This window comes from Brevibacterium atlanticum (genome assembly GCF_011617245.1).
Taxonomy (GTDB): domain Bacteria; phylum Actinomycetota; class Actinomycetes; order Actinomycetales; family Brevibacteriaceae; genus Brevibacterium; species Brevibacterium atlanticum.
The window spans coordinates 467,532-484,810 of the sequence record NZ_CP050152.1 but is presented as its reverse complement, the minus strand read 5'-3'; the positions used below and the strand labels follow the sequence as shown (position 1 = coordinate 484,810).

General features: G+C 65.8%; 13 protein-coding genes. 6 read left to right on the top strand and 7 right to left on the bottom strand.

Annotated elements, in window-relative coordinates:
* The first annotated feature begins 26 nt into the window (after window positions 1-26).
* Entirely contained in the window at window positions 27-1,460 is a 1,434-nt protein-coding gene (locus GUY23_RS02135; protein WP_166969320.1) for an Nramp family divalent metal transporter, read from the top strand.
* Entirely contained in the window at window positions 1,460-2,404 is a 945-nt protein-coding gene (locus GUY23_RS02130) for a phosphoglycerate dehydrogenase (protein WP_166969318.1), read from the top strand. Before GUY23_RS02135 ends, GUY23_RS02130 begins: the two co-directional genes overlap by 1 nt.
* Window positions 2,405-2,488: 84 nt before the next feature.
* Here the strand turns inward: GUY23_RS02130 and GUY23_RS02125 are convergent, their stop codons facing one another.
* Together GUY23_RS02125 and GUY23_RS02120 are read right to left on the bottom strand one after the other, a co-directional pair.
* Entirely contained in the window at window positions 2,489-3,382 is an 894-nt protein-coding gene (locus GUY23_RS02125) for a dihydrodipicolinate synthase family protein (protein ID WP_166969316.1), read from the bottom strand.
* 104 nt (window positions 3,383-3,486) lie between these two features.
* Entirely contained in the window at window positions 3,487-4,467 is a 981-nt protein-coding gene (locus GUY23_RS02120) for an aldo/keto reductase (RefSeq protein ID WP_228282660.1), read from the bottom strand.
* A gap of 139 nt (window positions 4,468-4,606) precedes the next feature.
* Here GUY23_RS02120 and pdxA point away from each other — a divergent pair, with 139 nt between their 5' ends.
* Window positions 4,607-7,051, top strand: a complete 2,445-nt coding sequence (gene pdxA / locus GUY23_RS02115) for a 4-hydroxythreonine-4-phosphate dehydrogenase PdxA (RefSeq protein WP_166969314.1) — start codon at window positions 4,607-4,609, stop codon at window positions 7,049-7,051.
* Between the two features lie 67 nt (window positions 7,052-7,118).
* Entirely contained in the window at window positions 7,119-7,904 is a 786-nt protein-coding gene (locus tag GUY23_RS02110; RefSeq protein ID WP_166969312.1) for a DeoR/GlpR family DNA-binding transcription regulator, read from the top strand.
* Window positions 7,905-7,980: 76 nt separating this feature from the next.
* Here GUY23_RS02110 and GUY23_RS02105 read toward each other — a convergent pair whose 3' ends face one another.
* Together GUY23_RS02105 and GUY23_RS02100 are read right to left on the bottom strand one after the other, a co-directional pair.
* A complete protein-coding gene (locus GUY23_RS02105; RefSeq protein ID WP_166969310.1) occupies window positions 7,981-9,150 on the bottom strand; it encodes a sialidase family protein in 1,170 nt (389 codons plus the stop codon).
* 112 nt (window positions 9,151-9,262) lie between these two features.
* The gene (locus GUY23_RS02100; protein ID WP_166969308.1) at window positions 9,263-10,591 is read right to left on the bottom strand and encodes an Nramp family divalent metal transporter; all 1,329 of its coding nucleotides are present in this window, start codon (window positions 10,589-10,591) and stop codon (window positions 9,263-9,265) included.
* 283 nt (window positions 10,592-10,874) lie between these two features.
* Between GUY23_RS02100 and GUY23_RS02095 the strand changes: the two genes are divergently transcribed.
* The gene (locus tag GUY23_RS02095; protein ID WP_166969306.1) at window positions 10,875-11,603 is read left to right on the top strand and encodes a sulfite exporter TauE/SafE family protein; all 729 of its coding nucleotides are present in this window, start codon (window positions 10,875-10,877) and stop codon (window positions 11,601-11,603) included.
* Window positions 11,604-11,840: 237 nt separating this feature from the next.
* Window positions 11,841-13,337: a lipase family protein gene (locus tag GUY23_RS02090; protein ID WP_166969304.1), complete on the top strand. Its 1,497-nt coding sequence runs from the start codon at window positions 11,841-11,843 to the stop codon at window positions 13,335-13,337.
* 124 nt (window positions 13,338-13,461) lie between these two features.
* On the opposite strand, the gene GUY23_RS02085 is transcribed toward GUY23_RS02090, so the two are convergent.
* The 3 genes from GUY23_RS02085 to GUY23_RS02075 all read right to left on the bottom strand — a co-directional run bounded on the left by GUY23_RS02085 (window position 13,462) and on the right by GUY23_RS02075 (window position 17,251).
* On the bottom strand, window positions 13,462-14,805 hold the full coding sequence (locus GUY23_RS02085; protein WP_166969302.1) for an amidase: 1,344 nt from the start codon (window positions 14,803-14,805) through the stop codon (window positions 13,462-13,464).
* A gap of 70 nt (window positions 14,806-14,875) precedes the next feature.
* The gene (locus tag GUY23_RS02080; RefSeq protein ID WP_228282659.1) at window positions 14,876-15,598 is read right to left on the bottom strand and encodes a DUF1345 domain-containing protein; all 723 of its coding nucleotides are present in this window, start codon (window positions 15,596-15,598) and stop codon (window positions 14,876-14,878) included.
* A gap of 111 nt (window positions 15,599-15,709) precedes the next feature.
* On the bottom strand, window positions 15,710-17,251 hold the full coding sequence (locus GUY23_RS02075) for an amidase (RefSeq protein WP_166969300.1): 1,542 nt from the start codon (window positions 17,249-17,251) through the stop codon (window positions 15,710-15,712).
* Window positions 17,252-17,279 lie beyond the last annotated feature (28 nt).

Genomic DNA, 17,279 nt, shown 5'->3' with positions numbered 1-17,279 from the left:
TCCGATTTCGTGCAAGGAAGCCGAGTATGACTGCGCAGAACATCGACCGGGACACGCTCGCGGGCGCCGATGCCCCCGTTGACCCTTACCGCCTCGATCCAAAGGACGTGCTTGAGCCGCCGACGAATTTCGCGGGCAAGCTCAAGTACCTCGGCCCGGGACTCGTCATCTCAGCGGCCGTCATCGGCTCGGGCGAGCTCATCACGACCACAGCGCTGGGTGCCAAGGCCGGTTTCGTGCTCCTCTGGCTCGTCATCATCTCCACTGCCGTCAAGGTCTGGGTCCAGCTCGAGCTCGCACAGTGGACCATCCTCTCCGGCAAGCCCGCGCTCGAAGGCTTCGGCCACGTCGGTCCGCGCCTCATCGGCCGCGCCGGCTGGATCAACCTGCTGTGGATCCTCATGGACTTCGCAAAGGTCCTCCAGCGCGGCGGCATCATCGGAGGCGCGGTCGCCTCACTGAGCATCATGCTCCCGGTCTTCGGAGAGCCTCTCTCGACACCGTCGCTCGTGTTCTGGACGGTGGTTTCTTTGGCCGTCGTCATCGCCCTGCTCGTGACGAACAAGTACAGCATCGTCGAGAAATTCTCCGTCGGCGCTGTCATCATCTTCACCGTCTCCACTGTCGGCCTCGCCGTCTCCCTGCCCTTCACCGACTTCGCCTACACCTCCGCTGACGTCATCAGCGGACTGTCCTTTGCCATCCCTGCCGGCACTCTCGGCTTCGCAGTCGCGATGTTCGGCATCACCGGTGTCGGCGCCGACGAGATGACGACCTACACCTACTGGTGCCTCGAAAAGGGCTACGCCCGCTACACCGGACCCAACGACGGCACCGCGGAACGTGCGCGCCGTGCCCGCGGGTGGATCTCTGTGATGCGCACCGACGTCCTCGTGTCGTGGATCGTCTCGACCGTGTGCACGATGTCCTTCTATGTCATCGGTGCGGCCATCCTCCACCCGCAGAACCTCGTCCCCGAGGGCAACGACATGATCACGACATTGTCGTCCATGTACTCCTCGACGATGGGCGAGGCCGGTCACTGGATCTTCCTCATCGGCGCATTCGCGGTCCTGTTCTCGACCTTCATCGCCTCAACCGCGAGCGTGCCCCGACTGTGGACGAACACCGTGTCCATCCTCGGCGTCTTCGATTGGGAGAACACGCTCACTCGCGGACGCATCATCAAGGTCCTCACCGTGATCTTCCCGATCATCTGGGCACTGAGCTACCTCATCATCCAGTCTCCGGTGATCATGGTTCAGATCGGCGGCGTCGCCAGCGGCGTCTTCCTCGTCGCGGTCGTCATCGCCGTCTGGTACCTTCGCTCCCGAGAGGTGCCGACCGAGTTCAAGTCCAACCACTTCTTCACGGTGATGCTCGTCTTCGCCTCGCTGGCCATCGGACTGCTGGGCATCTACACCGTGTTCGAAACCTTCGGAATCGAGATCGGAGCCTGATGCGCCTCACCGTCCTCACCCCGTCCTTCGGCAGGTACTCCTCCGAGCCGAGTGCGCGATCCGCGCAGCTCGGGCTCGAGCTCGACTACCGCACCGAGAATCACCCCAAGTCGGGATCCGATCTCATCCAGGCGATCTCCGGCGCCGAGGCGGTCATCGTCGGTCTCGATCGGATCGACTCCGAGGTGCTCGCCGCCCGCCCCGAGCTCAAGGTCGTGGCCAAACACGGTGCCGGAGTCGACAATATCGACCTGGACGCCGCAGCTGCCGCCGGGGTCCGTGTCGTCAACACTCCCGGAGCGAATGCCGAGTCCGTCGCCGACCTCACACTCGGCCTCCTCATCATGGGTGCCCGCCGGATCCGCGCGGCCGAGGATTCTCTGCGCGCCGGTGAGTGGGGCGTGTTCTTCGGTTCGCAGCTGAGCGGCAAGCGCCTCGGCATCCTCGGCTTCGGCCGCATCGGACGGGAGGTCGCGAAGCGCGCCGCAGGATTCGGTCTGCGCATCGCCGCCTTCGACCCATTCGTCCCGGATGAGGCCATCGCCGAGGCGGGGGCCGAGCCCCAGAACCTCGCCGAGGTGGTTGCCGGGTCCGATTTCCTCACTCTCCATCTCCCCGGTGGGGAGGAGCCGCTCCTCTCCGCCGAACTCCTCGCCACGATGCCCCAGGGTGCCGGTCTCATCAACGCGGCGCGCGGCGGGCTCGTCGACGAGGCGGCGTTGGCCGAGGCGCTGCACAGCGGTCACCTGTCCTTCGCTGCTCTCGATGCCTTCGCCACGGAGCCGCCGCCGGCCGATGATCCGCTGCTGGGCGCGCCCAACCTCATCGCCACCCCGCATATAGGCGCCTATTCCGACATCGCGAACGCAAACATGGGCACGTGGGCCGTCGAAGACGTCGTCCGGGTGCTGCAGGGCGAGGAACCGCGCTTCTCGGTGGTCTGATTCGCGAAGTTCCACCACTGCCATAGGAAAGAGGGGCCGCACCGATCGGTGCGGCCCCTCTGCTATGTCCGAACTGAGGTACCCTCAGGCGAGTCCGCGTTCGAGATCGGCGGTGACGGTGGCCTCGACCTGGCTCTTCGCCTCGGCGGAGAGAGCGTTGAACGGCGCGCGAGCGGGCCCGAGGCCGAATCCGCGCGCATTCGCCGCGTGCTTGACGACCGTGTTCGGGTTGCCCAGCGCGAGGCAGTTCCGGATCGGGCGGATGCTGTCCTGAGCGGCGCGAGCCGCCTCGGAGTCGCCAGCGACGAAGAGGTCATAGATCGAGGCCATCGTCTGCGGGTAGATGTTCGCAATGCCGCTGATCCCTCCGGCGCCGCCGGCCAGGAGCGTCCACAGGATGAGCGAGTCGTTGCCTGAGATGACGTCGAACGTGTTCCGGTCGGTGCGCTCGAGGTACTGGAGGATCGTGTCGAAGTTGCCCGAGGAGTCCTTGACCGCGGTGATGTTCTCGACCTCGGCGAGCTTCTCGAGCGTAGCCGGAGCTACCGCGTTCCCCGTGCGCGCAGGAATGTTGTAGACGATGACCGGAACGCCGACGGACTCGGCCACGGTGCGGAAATGGGCGGCGATTTCGTCCTGCGAGGCGGCCGCGAAGTACGGGGTGATGATCGAGAGCGCATCGGCACCGGCAGCGGCGGCGTCCTTGGCGATCGCCACGGTCTCCTTCGTCGTCGGTCCCCCGGCGCCGATGACGACAGGGACGGCCCCGGCCACCTCGTCGATGACGATGCGGGCCGCCTCGGCGCGTTCGCTCGGGGTCTGAGCGTAGAACTCACCGTTCGTCCCGAGCGCGAAGATCCCGTGGACACCGGCGTCGAGCTGCCGCCGGACGTGAGCGCGCAGAGCGGACTCGACGAGGTTCTCGTCCGCGTCGAACGGGGTGGCGATCGCGGCGAGGATTCCTGAGATGGATGACATGATTTCCCTTCGAACGGTTGGCGCAGCCGAGCTAGAGCAGGGTTGCGAGGTCAGTGGAGACAGGTATGGGCCGGAGGCACTGCCGACAGCTCTTGATTCGTGGATCAGCGGTTGTAGAGCGGCTGCGATCCCCGCACCGAGGCGGTCGCGTCATCAATCGCGCTGAGCACGTCGGCCGGCAGCGGGCCCTTGGCGATCGCGGCGATGTTCGCCTCGAGCTGCGAGACGCGGCTGGCTCCGAGCAGCAGAGAGTCGATCCCTGCGGCCCCGGCAACCCAGCGCAAGGCGAGTTCGGCCTGCGGGATTCCGGCATCCTCGGCGACCGCGGCGAAGGACTCGACCGCGGCAAGGACGGAATCGGAGAGGTACCGCTGCGAGTACATCTGTGCAAGCACCGACCCGGTGAAGCGGTCGCCAGTGCCCTGGGTGGAAGGTCGGCGGGCAAGCAGTCCCCCGGCGAGCGGGTTGTAGGCCATCGTGGCGATGCCGTGCACGCGCCCGCATTCGAGCCATTCGTCCTCGATCCGTCGGGCGAGCAGGCTGTAGACGTTCTGTGCCACGGCAGGCTTCGGGGCTCCGGCGCGCTCGGCGGCCGCAACCACGTCGACGGCCTGCCAGGCGGCGAAGTTCGAGATTCCGAGTGCGGCGATCTTGCCTTCTGCGTGGAGCTCGGCGACAGTTCCGAGCGTCTCGTCGAGAGTCGCCGCGCGGTCGGGCTGGTGGAGGTAGAAGAGGTCGACCGAATCGACGTCGAGGCGGCGCAGCGATCCTTCGACGCTCGCACGCAGTCCCGCGGCCGACAGGGGTGAATGCTCACCGGCGTCGTCGTGGGGCATGCCGGCTTTGGTCGCGAGCACGATCTGCTCGCGATGCTTCTTCACGAGTGGCGAGATGAGCGATTCGGTCGTCGACTTCGCGTAGCCGTTGGCTGTGTCGATGCCGGTGATGCCCGCGTCGATCGCCGCTTCGAAAACCTCGTGCGCGACGGTCTCGGACACGGTGTCACCGAAGGTCATGGTGCCGAGCACCAGCCGGGACAAGGGGACGGAGACTCCGTCGAGCGCGATGGTCGAGTCTGTGGTCAAGAGAGTCTCCTCGTTGAGTGGGGCAGATCGTCGATGTCTCGATCTTCCCACTTATGCGTGGATCGTGCAACAACTTGCGCATTTCGCGCACACATGTCAGTGTAGAGATGTTCAGCCGGACCGGACGCAAAGGAGTGCCATGTCAGCAGGCGAATCCGGTGTCCTGGTCATCGCCGACGATCTCAGCGGAGCCGCCGAGGTCGCCGCCACCCTCGATCCGGGCACCCCGATCGTGCTCACCTCGTCGAGTACAGAGTCCGCAACCGGCTCAGATGACACCATCGCCGAGGCGAACGCTGGCGCAGATTCCGATCGATCCGTCGCCGAGGCGCCCGAGACAGATTCCCGGGACACCGTCGTCGATCTCGACTGCCGTTATCTGCCGGCCGAGTCGGCCGGCGCCCGCATTTCGGCGGCGCTTGATGACTTCGGCTCGTCCCGCACTACGCTCATCAAGGTCGATTCTCTGCTGCGCGGCAACATCCGCGCTGCGCTCGCCGCGGCCATCGACCACGCGAGCGGACCCGTGATCTTCGCTCCGGCACTTCCGCAGCAGAGCCGCACGGTCATCGGCGGAGTGCCCTTCGATAACGGAATTCGGCTGAGCAGCACCCGCGCCTGGAGCCTCGAGGACGGCAGCGCACCGGAGACGCTTTCGGACTTGTGCCCCGTCCCTGCCCGCCATATCGACCTCGACGAACTGCGATCGCTGCCTGGTACCGATATTGCCGACTTCTTCAACGACGCCGCTGTCAGTTCGGAAACCAGTGTCGACGCCTCGAATGCCGACTTCGGCGGCGAGCGCCTCATCACCGCCGATGCCGAGACCATGGAGGATCTCACCCGCATCGCCGCGCTCGCCGAGTCGACCTCGGCCATCCTCGTCGGCACCTCCGCGCTCGCGCGCGCCCTGGCCGAACGCCGCGGAACCGACCTGGCCGAGCGCCGCGGTGTCTCCCCCGCCGGGCCGGACGGCACGGCGACGAATCGGCCGAAGCCCACCGTCGCCGCACCCACGGCCGCTCGCGTCCTCACGCTGCTCGGCAGTGCCGCGGAACGGATCGATGCCCAGGTCGCGCACCTGCTCGGCCACTCGAACACCCATGTGATCGAATTGCCGGCCGCCGAGGTGGCCGCGTGGACCGACAGCCCTGACCGACTGCACGAGACCGTCGGACGTGTGCGCTCGGCGCTGACCGAGAGCCACCTCGTCGTCCGACTCACCGGCACGGGAACGAACGTCGATCCCCGGCCGCTGCCGAAGCTCCTCGCCGAACTCACCACCCGTGTTCTCAGGGAGTTCGGCCCCGTCGCCCTCGCCGCCGCCGGCGGCGAGACGGCACGAGCCGTGTTCGACCGCCTCGGCGTGCACCGGATCGAGACGATCCGCGAGATCCACCCGGGGGCGGTGCTGTCCACAGTCGGGACCACCTCGGCGAGCATTGCCGACGATGTCGGCCTCGCCGCCGTCGTCACCCGGCCCGGCGGCCAGGGCGGACCCGATTCCCTTACCCTCATCCACGCGGCTCTGACCACCGGTGAGCCCAACACGACCGCCGCGGCCACTGTCGCGAACCACGAAGGAGAGTCAATGAACGCGCTTCCCACAGTCGCAGTGACCATGGGCGACGGGGCCGGCGTCGGCCCCGAGATCTGCATTGCCGCCTGCCTCGACCCATCGGTGCTCGCCGTCGCCGCTCCTGTCGTCATCGGCGATGCCGCCAGGCTCCGACAAGCTGCTGAGGTACTCGGCACTGTTGTCGAGATCCGCCGGGTCGACTCCCCGGCTCAGGCCGAGCCGGGCGACGGGGTCATCAACGTCATCGACCTCGATCTTCTGCCGGGCGATCTGCCCTGGGGTGAACTCTCTTCGGTGGCCGGCGATGCCGCGTTCCGTTACATCGAACGAGCCGCCCACCTGGCGATGTCCGGTGAGGTGCAGGCAATCTGCACCGCACCGCTGAACAAGGAGGCGCTGCACTCCGCCGGGCACAAGTACCCCGGGCACACCGAGATGCTCGCCTCGCTCACCGGGACCGAGGAGGTCTCGATGATGCTCTCCTCCCCCAAGCTGCGCGTCATCCACGTGACCACGCACATCGGCCTCATCGATGCCGTGGCGAAGATCGAGCCCGGTCTCGTCGAACGCACCGTCCGCCGCGGTCACGACGCCCTCGTTCGGGCCGGGATCGAACGTCCGCACATCGGCGTCTGCGCGATCAACCCGCACGCCGGCGAGAACGGCCTCTTCGGCTATGGCGAAGAGGAGGAGAAGATCGCTCCGGCGATCAGGAAGCTCCAGTCCGACGATATCGACGCCGCGGGGCCGTTGTCGGCCGATACCGCTTTCTTCCTCGCCGGCCGCGGCGACTACGACCTCATCGTGGCGATGTACCACGATCAGGGTCACGGGCCGATCAAGGTCCTCGGCATCGACGCCGGAGTCAACATCACCGTCGGCCTGCCGGTCATCCGCACCTCGGTCGACCACGGCACCGCATTCGACATCGCCGGCACCGGCACGGTCGACACCGAATCGATGAGTGAGGCCATGCGGCAGGCCGCCGCCCTGGCCGTGGTCTGAGTTCTGCGCGGTCAGCGCCACGGATCCGCGATACAGTGGCGATCAACGGCAACTGATCAGGAGTGAGATGAACGCAGGCGAACGGCGTGAGGAGATCCTTCAACTCGTCAGAACTCAGGGCGAGATGAGTGTCGAGACCCTGTCCGAGATGCTCGGGGTCACCGCGTCGACGATCCGTCGCGACCTCGCGAAGCTCACCGACTCCGGGGAACTGGCCCGCACCTACGGCGGAGTCATCGCAGTCCCCACAGAGTCGGAGACCACCCTGGCAGAACGCTCCCATGAGGCACCCGAGGTCAAACGTGCCATCGGCTCCTGGTGCGCCCGGCAGGTGCCCGCGGGGTCACATGTCCTCCTCGACGCCGGAACGACCACTGCGCAGATCGCGCGCGCACTCCGTGACACGGCCCCGCTGTCTGTCGTGTCCTCCGGGCTCACCTCTCTGCAGCAGATGGCCGATCTCGAGGACGTCGAGTTCACCCTGCTTGGCGGCCGCTACCGCCCCGTCAGCCAAGGCTTCATCGGCCCCATCACCGAGGCGGGGCTGGAGAAATTCACCTTCGACTTCGCCTTCCTCGGCGCCGATGCCGTCACCGCCGAGGACGGGGTGTGCGAGGCCCTTCCCGAACAGGTGCGACTCAAGGAGCTGATGAGCCGCCGAGCCACCCACGTCTTCGTCGTCGCACACGCCGAGAAGCTCGGACAGCGGCCGTTCCACGCGTGGGCTGACCTCGGCAGCGGCTGGACGCTGGTCACCGATGATACGGCCGACGCCGCGCAGACCGCACCGTTCGAGGACCGAGGCATCACCGTGGTCCGAGTCGACCGGATGGGCAACGCCCAGCAGAGCTGAGAGCACAGGGCCGCACAGGAGTCCCGGGACTCCTGTATTTCGTCAGGCCTCCCAGGTCGAGCTCAAGTTCCGCGCCTCAGCCCCAGAGCTTGCAGTCAGTGTGGACCTGGTCGTCGACTCCGGAGATCCAGGCCTCGTCGAAGACGACGTGCCGAATCGCTCGTCGAGAGCTGTAGGCATACACGATGTGGATGAGTCCGTCGGTGTCGACGATGCCGTGCGGGTACTCCTGTCGGCGATTGCTGCGCAGATTGCCTTCACCGGCGAACCCGTCACCGGACTCGATGACTCGACGCACGGGCCACGTGCGCCCCTCATCGTTCGACACGGCGATGACGATCCGCATCCGCTCGTACGGCCAGATCACCTCTCCGAGTGCGGTGGCCGCCTGGTGCTCGTTCGACACCAACGCGAGCATGCCCGACGGCAGCAGGAAGGCGCTGAGACCGGCATTGTTGTTGGGGATCTCTGTGGCCTCCGGCGCCGACCAGGTCTCTCCTCCATCGTCGGATCGACTGAGGTAGACCCAGTCGGCGAAGCGCGATCTGAACAGGCACACCAGCCGGCCAGGTGCGAGCTCCACGATGTTCGGGTGGACCCGACCTGCGGCGGCAGGGAACTCTATCTGACGCCAGGTGTCTCCCTGGTCCTGTGAGATCTGCACGACCGGTTGATCTGAGCCGTTCTTGGAATCATCGTCAAAGCACAGCCATTGCGTGTGCACCCACGTCCCATCTGCGAGGATCTGAATGGGCTGGCGGCAGAACGTTCCCTCCCGGTCGAACAGCATCTCCGGTTCACCCCAGGTTGCTCCACTGTCACTCGAGCGGATCACCTTGACCACGGAGGTGTGCTGGAGGTTGAAGGTCTCCGGCACTCCCGACTGTCGGGAGAGTTGGGAGGTGTAGACGAGCCACACGGTCCCGTCCGGTTCTTCGAAGAGTCCGGGGTTCTGATCGGATCGGATGTCATCGTGGGTGACACTCACCGAGGCTGACCACTCCCCCGAGCCCACGTCGAACCGGGAGAGGAGGATGTCGATGTCCTTGTTGCCCTCATCGCTGCCGCCGAACCAGGCGGCCAACAGTCCGCCTCCCCGCAATGCCAGTATCGTCGGGGCGTGGTTCGAACGCCGATCAGTCGGAATGACAGCGGCCGCGCAGCCGCTATCGTCGAAGAAGCGGAGACGCCCGTCCGCCGGCGGGGCCGGCACGCGGTCGAGTGAAGGCTGGGACAACAGACTCATGGGTGACTCCTCCATGTGGTGGCAACGGTCGACAGGGAAGGCAGATGCACGCGGAATCGGCGGGATGAGCCGCCTCGGCGAGGGAATCCCCGGTTCCGGAGGTTCGGGGTCATCAGCCGAATGCCGTGGCGAACATCGCGGGGATCTGCATGGCGATCTGGACGCCGACGACGATGGCGATGATGCCGAGGATCAACAGTAGTAGTGTCTGCCATTTCCGGTTCACCGCGTAGGAGTGCATGTGCTTCTTCCTCGAGGTCAGCAGCAGGATGCAGACGACGATGATCGGCAGGCTCAGCACGGTTGAGAGCGCGGTGCCCACGATGTTGAGCGAGATGAGGTCCGGGGCGCCGGGGATCGTCGAGGCCAGCGGCAGGATGATGAAGACGATCGCCTGGATCCAACGGAAGGCAGGGTTCTCTTCGTCACGACCCAGGAATCTCCGCATCGACGGGACAGTGTGGTTGATGCCGTTGATGGCCAGTTGGGAGAATCCGCGCGACTGCGGAGGGAAACTCGTCATCGCGGCGAAGAAGATGCACATCCACAGCAGTGAGGGGCCGATCGGGCCGACCGCGACGGAGAGCATGTGGGAGAGGTCGAATTCGTCGGCGATGGAGAAGCCGGGATGGGCGGTGCTGAACTCCGCCGCGACGATCCAGAACAGGAGGTTGATGATGAGCAGCGGGGCCATGCCGACGATGAGGTCGAACTGCTGGATCTTCCGATATTTCGGTCCGACCCAGCCCTTGTCGCGCATGAACCCGGAATACAGCAGGTTGGGCATGTTGCCGGCGATCGTGCCGATCGTGGCCGAAGCGATGACGATCGGAGCGAACGCCGAGGTGTTCTGCTCCTTCGGGATCTCGAAAGCCATTCCCTGGACGAAACCGGCGATGTCGAACGTGCCGATCTTGATGAGTGCGTAGATGAAGGCGACGATCATTGCGACCGAGGCGAAGCGGGCGAAGTACTCGAGGACCACGAACTGCTTACGCAGCATCACGAGCGACAGGGTGAGCGCGACGATGATGATCGCGCAGATGAATCGACCCCAAGCACCGCCCCACTGACCACCGGTGAGTTCGTGGAGCCCCACGGCAGCGGCGAGGAGGAAGGTGGCCTGAGTGATGAAACCGGCGATGAGGACGACTGCGCCCATGATTCCCGGCAGCACCGGCGAGAGGCGGGCGAATCCGTCGAGGATCTGGGTGTCGCCGTGCTTGTTCATCAGCGTGTACTTCGCGATGGACGAGATGATGAAGGTGCGGGCGACGAGCGAGAGGATGAGCGTCCACAGCAGCGCGTACCCGTAGGAGGCTCCCGAGACGGAGGAGCTGACGAGGTCGCCCGTGCCCAGGAAGGACATCGCGAGCACAAGGCCCGGCCCGACCGAGGTGACGAGGCCGAGTCCGCGCGGCAGCGGATTCTGTGCGGGCATCGAAGAGACAGAGCTGCTTTTCACGCTATGGACATCGGCGGCCATGGCTGCACTCCCATGTGTAGATGGACTTCTGAACGATCGGCCGGCGGAGGATGCAACGATGGAGCTGCGACATCACCGTGCGCAATCTTCGTAAAGACTAGCCCATTTATGCGTGTTATGCGCAAGCAGTTTAGCGAGATTCATGCGACTCTGTGTGTTTTGCGCATATACTAACTGCTCAGAACGCGCATTTTGCGCCGGCATCACCGTCACCCCGAAGCAGAGGAGCGAACCACCGATGGAGTTCGTGCAGTTTCTCGTCATCGGGGTCGTCGTTCTCGGCTCAGCGTGTCTGCAGGGTTCGATCGGCTTCGGCCTGGGCATGATCACAGCCCCGGTCCTCGCACTACTGCGTCCCGACCTGCTGCCGGCAGCGCTGCTCTTCCTGGCCACCCTGACTTCACTGACCGCCTTTGTGCGCGAACGTCACGACGTCGACTGGAGGATCGTCGGATGGGGAGCGCTCGGTCGCGTGCCGGGAATCGCCATCGGTACCGTGGCTGTCATCATGCTCCCCGATGCAGGGTTGTCACTGATGCTCGCGATCACTGTCCTCGCCGGTGCAGCCTTCAGCCTGGTCGGCTGGTCACCGGCGGCCTCGCACCGCAATATGTTCTTCGCCTCATCCGTTTCGGGGATCTTCGGAACCGCCACGAGCATCGGCGGGCCGCCGATCAGTCTCGTCCTGCGCTCTCTCGACCCGTCCTCGATGCGCTCGACGATGAGCGCCTATTTCACCCTCGGCAGCATTTTGTCACTGTCCGGCCTGGCAATCGGCGGCGAAGTCCAGACGTCCCATGTGATTGCAGCTGCGGCTTTGCTTCCCTTCATGATCACCGGGCTCTGGCTGTCGAACTTCGTCATCCGCCGAGCCGACCGTCAGCTGCTCTACCGCCTTGCCGTCGGCGCCTCCATCTTCGGCGCACTCCTCGTGATTGCCGAAGCAGTCCGCTCCGCTCTCGGCTGAGCTCATAGAACGCCCATTCAACAGCATTTCGACCACCGACGACGCGACCGAGCCGCTGACTGATCAAGGTAAGTTACCACTCAGTTCTACTATCGAGTAGGCTTGTGATGCCCGTCACCATACGGGCACGGAACCATGGCGACCGCGCCGGCATCATCCCTGTCGCGTCGGTCTGCGACACCACCCTGTCCATGCACTCTCAATGTCGAGATCCACGACAGAACAGGAATGCCGCGTATGAGCACGCGATTGACCAACAGCGAAGATCCGAAACTCAGCACGACCTCGTGCCACTCAGCCCACCGGGGGATGCCTGCCCGTCGTCTCGCCGCGCTGACCACCGCGGCTGCGGTCGGCCTCACCCTCGCCCTGAGCACGACAGCAGCACCCGCACATGCCGCCGCACCCTCAGACCTGGTTCCGCAGTCGGACCAGGAGGCCCAGCAGCTCGTCAAAGATCGAGAAGCCGAAGATCCCGGTGTCCTCAACACGAACAACGTCCCCGAGGGTGTGAGTGTCGAGCAGGCCCGCAAAGCGGTCGAGAAGTCCGATGAACTCACTCCCGCCGACGTCGAATACGCCGCCGCCCAGGAAGACCTCCCCACGTCCGAGGTCCCCGAGGACTTCTACGAGACCCCGTCCTCGCTGCCGAGCAAGGACGGCACAATGCTCAAGCAGGCCGACTCGGAGTTCTACCTCGATCCCGTGAAGCTCATCAAGCATGATGCGAAGTCGACGGCCTTCATGTACAAGACCACAGATGAGAAGGGGCAGGCGCGGGCGGCGACGGCCACGCTGCTGACCCCGAAGGGTGCGAGCGGCAACGCCGACGACGCCGTCGTCATCTCACCCGGAACTCAGGGCATCGCGGACAAGTGCGCACCCAGCAGACAGATGGGCATGGGCACGGAATACGAAGGGATCTCAATCGCCTCGGCGCTGGCGGCGAAGCATCCGGTCGTCGTCGTCGACTACATGGGACTCGGCACCGAGGGCGACCACCACTACCTCAACCGCGTCGAAGAGGGCCGCTCGGTCCTCGATGCCGCACGCGCGGTCCAGCAGGTAGACGGCGGCGGAATCGATGCGGACACGAAGCTGCAGCTGCGTGGCTACTCGCAGGGCGGCCACGCCACGACATCGGCACTGGAGCTCAAGGATGAGTGGGCACCCGAGCTCAACCTCGCTTCCGCCTCGGCGGGTGCTGTGCCCACGGATCTGTACAAGACGGTCTCCGGACTCTCCAGCGTCTACACGGCGTTCGCCCTCTACGGCGTCGACTCGTTCGCCGCGCAGGCCGATATCGATCTCACCGAGTTCCTCAATGAGAAGGGGCAGCAGACAGTCGCCGAAACCTCGAATCAGTGCACCATCGAGGCCCTGCTCTCGACCGCGTTCACGGACACGAAGTCGCTGACGAAGGACGGCCGGTCCCTCCAGGAGATCGTCGAGGAGCGGTTCATGGACATCGCCGACAGGCAGAAGCTCGGCCAGGCGCCCGTGCCCGACGTTCCGCTGCTGGTCAACCACAGCCACCTCGATGACGTCATCCCGTTCGAGCAGGGCAAGGAGCTCGCGGCGACGTGGTGCCGTGCCGGTCACAAGGTCGCGTTCGAGGACAACCTCGGACCGACGCACATCGGCGGCTACGTCGCCTCGGTCCCGCGTATCGAGGCCTTCACCACCCGCACGTTCGCGGGCAAGGCTCCGCTCGACAGCTGTTGGAGACTGTAGGGCTGATTCCTTAAGGCTCTGGCTTTCGCCGGAGAGTGGGGTCGGAACCGAAACAGGCATGTTCGCAGTGCTGTTCGGGCTCCGGCCCCGCTTCGTTTGTGCGAGCGCGTCAGAGCTGCGAGCCTCAGAGGCCGGCAGCGAACTCGAGCAGAGCGCGATCCTCGTGCGGCGGGCCGACGATCTGGACGGACACCGGCGGCCGTCCGACACCGGGCTCACGTCTCACCGGCAGGGTCACCGCCGGCCACCCGAGCACGTTGAACGGCAGCGAGCAGCACATGAACTTCGCAGCGGATCCGTCGTCGATCTCGTCCCAGCGGATCACGTCGCCCTCGATCGCGGGGGTGACGATGAAATCGACTTCGTCGAAGAACGAGACGGCCGAGGCCCGGAATTCCTCCAAGGCGGCCACCTGTGATCGGTACTCCGCCTCGGCGATGGACTGCCCGGACAGGATCTTCGCCCACACTCCCGGCTGATAGGCCTCCCCCTGCTCGTCGAGGTACTGCTCGTGGAGCACGAAGGCCTCGTACCGGCGCACGATGTCGTAGACGGCAAGGCCTTCGTCGATGACCGTGAGAAGGTCGTCCGATATCGCCGAGGTGGTCCTGATCTCCCCACGATGACGCCGCATCTCCGTCGGGTTGAGTCGGCCCTCCGTGAGATTCTCCCGAACCCAGCCGCGGCCGTCGTCCGCGAAGACGCCCGCGGAGTCGAGCAGCCCGGTGTCGACGGTGATTGTTGCGCGCGAAGCCGCCTCGCCGACCTCCGCCTCGGCGCCGGAATCAGCCCCCACCGAACCCCGGCCGGCGATCGCATCGAACGCCGCGGCGATCAGGGGGATCTCGCGGGCGAAGAGCCCGACGGTGTCAAAGGACGGCGAGAGCGGGAAGACGCCCTCGGTCGAGATCGCACCGAAGGTCGGCTTGAAGCCGAAGACGCTCTGACACGCGGCCGGCACTCGCACCGACCCGGCCGTGTCGGTGCCCACGGCAAGCGGCACCACCCCGGAGGCGACCAACGCCGCCGAGCCGGAACTCGATCCGCCGGTGCACAGTGCGGGATCGATCGGATTGATCACCCGCCCGAAGGCACTCTCGTCACCGAGGATGCCGTACGAATACTCCTGACAGTTCGTCTTCGCCACCGGGATGGCCCCGGCCCGTTCGAGGAGGTGGACGACGGGAGCGGTGACGCTCGGCTCCGGTCCGCTGCTCACCCGCGAACCCATCGTCGTCGGGAATCCCGCCACGTCGATGACGTCCTTGATCGCGAACGGCACGCCCTCGAGGCGCCGAGGAGGTTCCCCGGCAGCGGTTCGTTCGGCTGATCTCCGCGCGAGCGTTCGTGCCCGATCGCCCATCACCGAGGTGACCGCGTTGAGTTCGCGCCCGATGCCCTCGACTGCGGCGATCGTTTCATCGAGGTCCTGCGCCGAGGCGGCCCCGCGCCGTGTCGTCTCATCCACGATTCCCATCGTGTCAGAAGAACCGGAAACCGCAATGGCGAAATCCGCGCGGGCCGCGGAAGACGACCTTTCACACCGTCACATACGACAGAATCATCGACACCAGCGTCGCGACGACGACCGAGTTGAAGGCGAACGCGACGATGACGTTCGTGCGCACGAGCTTCCACCCGTCTCGGGTGACCGCGCGTCCCGGCAGAGCGGCAGTCATCGTCGAAGAGAGCACGGCGAAGGTGAGGTAGTCGCCGAACGTCCGTGGACCGTCCATATCGAATTCCAGCTGCCGAGCATCAGCACTGCCGCCGACCCCCAGGTCGATGCGCATGAACTCGAGTGCGAACGAATAGACGAGCACAGCCCACGACGCGATGACGTTGGCCAGACCGAGCAGCGCGGCGAACACTGCGTTCTCCGGCGAGGCCGAGGTGACGAGGAAGAGGTTGAGCAGGAACGCGACGTAGGCGGCCATCACCGCCCAGGAGGTCGCGCCGCCCATGCTGAAGTACTTCATCCACCATCTGCGTCGTTGCGCAAGTGTCCACCGGGAATGGACCATGAGCTCGGTTTCGCTGAGCTCCTCGAGCCCGAGATGGGTCCACATGAGATAGGTGAGGGAGAACAGCGGCCAGAAGATGAGGAAGATGGCGATAAGCTCGCGGGTCAGACCGGGCAGTTCACTGTCTCCGGTTCCCTCCCCCAACGGGTTGAAGCCGAAGGCGAGTACGACGACGACGCTGACGATGATGGCGGGCACAGTCGCAACATTCGCGCGCGAGTCATCTGAGAACGTCATCATCTGACTGTGCTTGGGTCGCATGACGGGGTCCGTCCTCAATCCGCTTCAAAGCCGTCCGACCCCAGCCTAATCGCTATCGAAACAGCGACCGGCGTTCACGCCGTCAGTTCACTCCGGCGCGAGCACCGTCCATGGCCGCAGCTGCTCGATCGCGGCCGCGACCTCGAAGGCGGCACGGTCGTCGTAAGGATGCGCGACGACTTGGAGGCCCGTCGGGATCCCGCAGTCGGCGATCCCCGAGGGCACGTTGACGATCGGCACGCGGTTGCAGATGTTGAATGGCATCGTCATGTGCGCCTGCCAGTAATGGTCGAGCCGGATCCCCTCGACCGTCTGCTCCGCACTGGCATCGTGCCCGTCGTTGCCCGCTCCACCGGGGTGGCCCTCACGGCCCACTCCCCCGGCGTCGATCGTGATCCCGTCGAGGTAGCTGGCGCCGGCTTCCAATCCCGCCACCGCCGAGGTGGGGGCGAGCAGCACATCGAATCCGTCCATTGCGGCCGCGAGGTCCGCCTGGATTTGCGCCTCCATGGCAAGTCCCTCGTAGAGGCCGCGGCGCGCGGCGACCGCCTCGGCGTCGGCCATGAACTGCAGCGTGTAGTCGGCCAGTGTGTCCTCGTGGCCGTGGGTCGCTGACCGCATCGCCTGCGCGAGGAGGTTCCCGAAGTGGGTGAATGCGGTTTCGAAGATGCGCTCGGCCGTCCACGGCAGTTCGATCTCTTCGACGATCGCTCCTGCCTGCTCCAGCGCCGTGGCGACCGCGCGGGTATTGCGGATGATGTCCTCCCCGACGGGGAAGTCCCCCAACCGCAGGCACAGCGCGACCCGTCGTCCGCGCAGACGATCGACCACCTCGGCGGAGGTGGCGTCGAACCCGTCCAACCAGCCGGTCGAAGAGATCGTCGCATGGTCGCTGGGATCGACGCCGACCATCACCTTCGCGAGCAGTGCGGTGTCGGCGACAGTGCGGGCCATCGGCCCGTCGCCGCGGTACCAATCGGCGGCCAGCGGCTGGGCACCGGGGATGCGACCATACGGCGCTTTGAACCCGACGGTGCCGGTGAAGGCGGCGGGCAGCCTCGTCGATCCGGCGATGTCGGAAGCGGTGGCCAGCGGCGCGTACCCGGCGGCGAGCGCGGCTGCGGACCCACCGGACGATCCTCCCGGTGAGAGTTCGAGGTTCCACGGATTGCGGGTCACGCCCCACATCGGCGAGTGTGTGATCGTCGCGCAGCTGAACTCGGGCGAGGTCGCCCGAGCGTGGACGAACCCGCCTGCCGCGCGGATGCGGGCGATGATCGTCGCGTCCGCCTCGGCGATGGTGTCACGTTCGTGCAGGAGCCCTTGGGTCAGCCCGCGCCCGGCGAGCGCATGTTTCTCCTTGGCGACGACGGGCAGGCCGAGCAGCGGCTGCTTGGCGGCCGCCTCGGCGAGGTCGTCGTCGGTGGCAGTCGCGTAGAACTTCTCCGCGTCCCGCGCCGAGGTGACCGCCTCTTCGACGACCTCGGTGACGGCGTTGATGCGCTCATCTTCCGTGGTGATCCGGCCGATGAGCGCTTCGAGGTAGTCGACCGGGGACAGCTCCTTGGTGCGGAAGGCGGCGAGCGCCTCGGTGGCGGAGAGTGTGTGGAGGTCGGAAGCTGCGGTCATCGGGTCACCTCGGTGTGAGTTCGTTCGT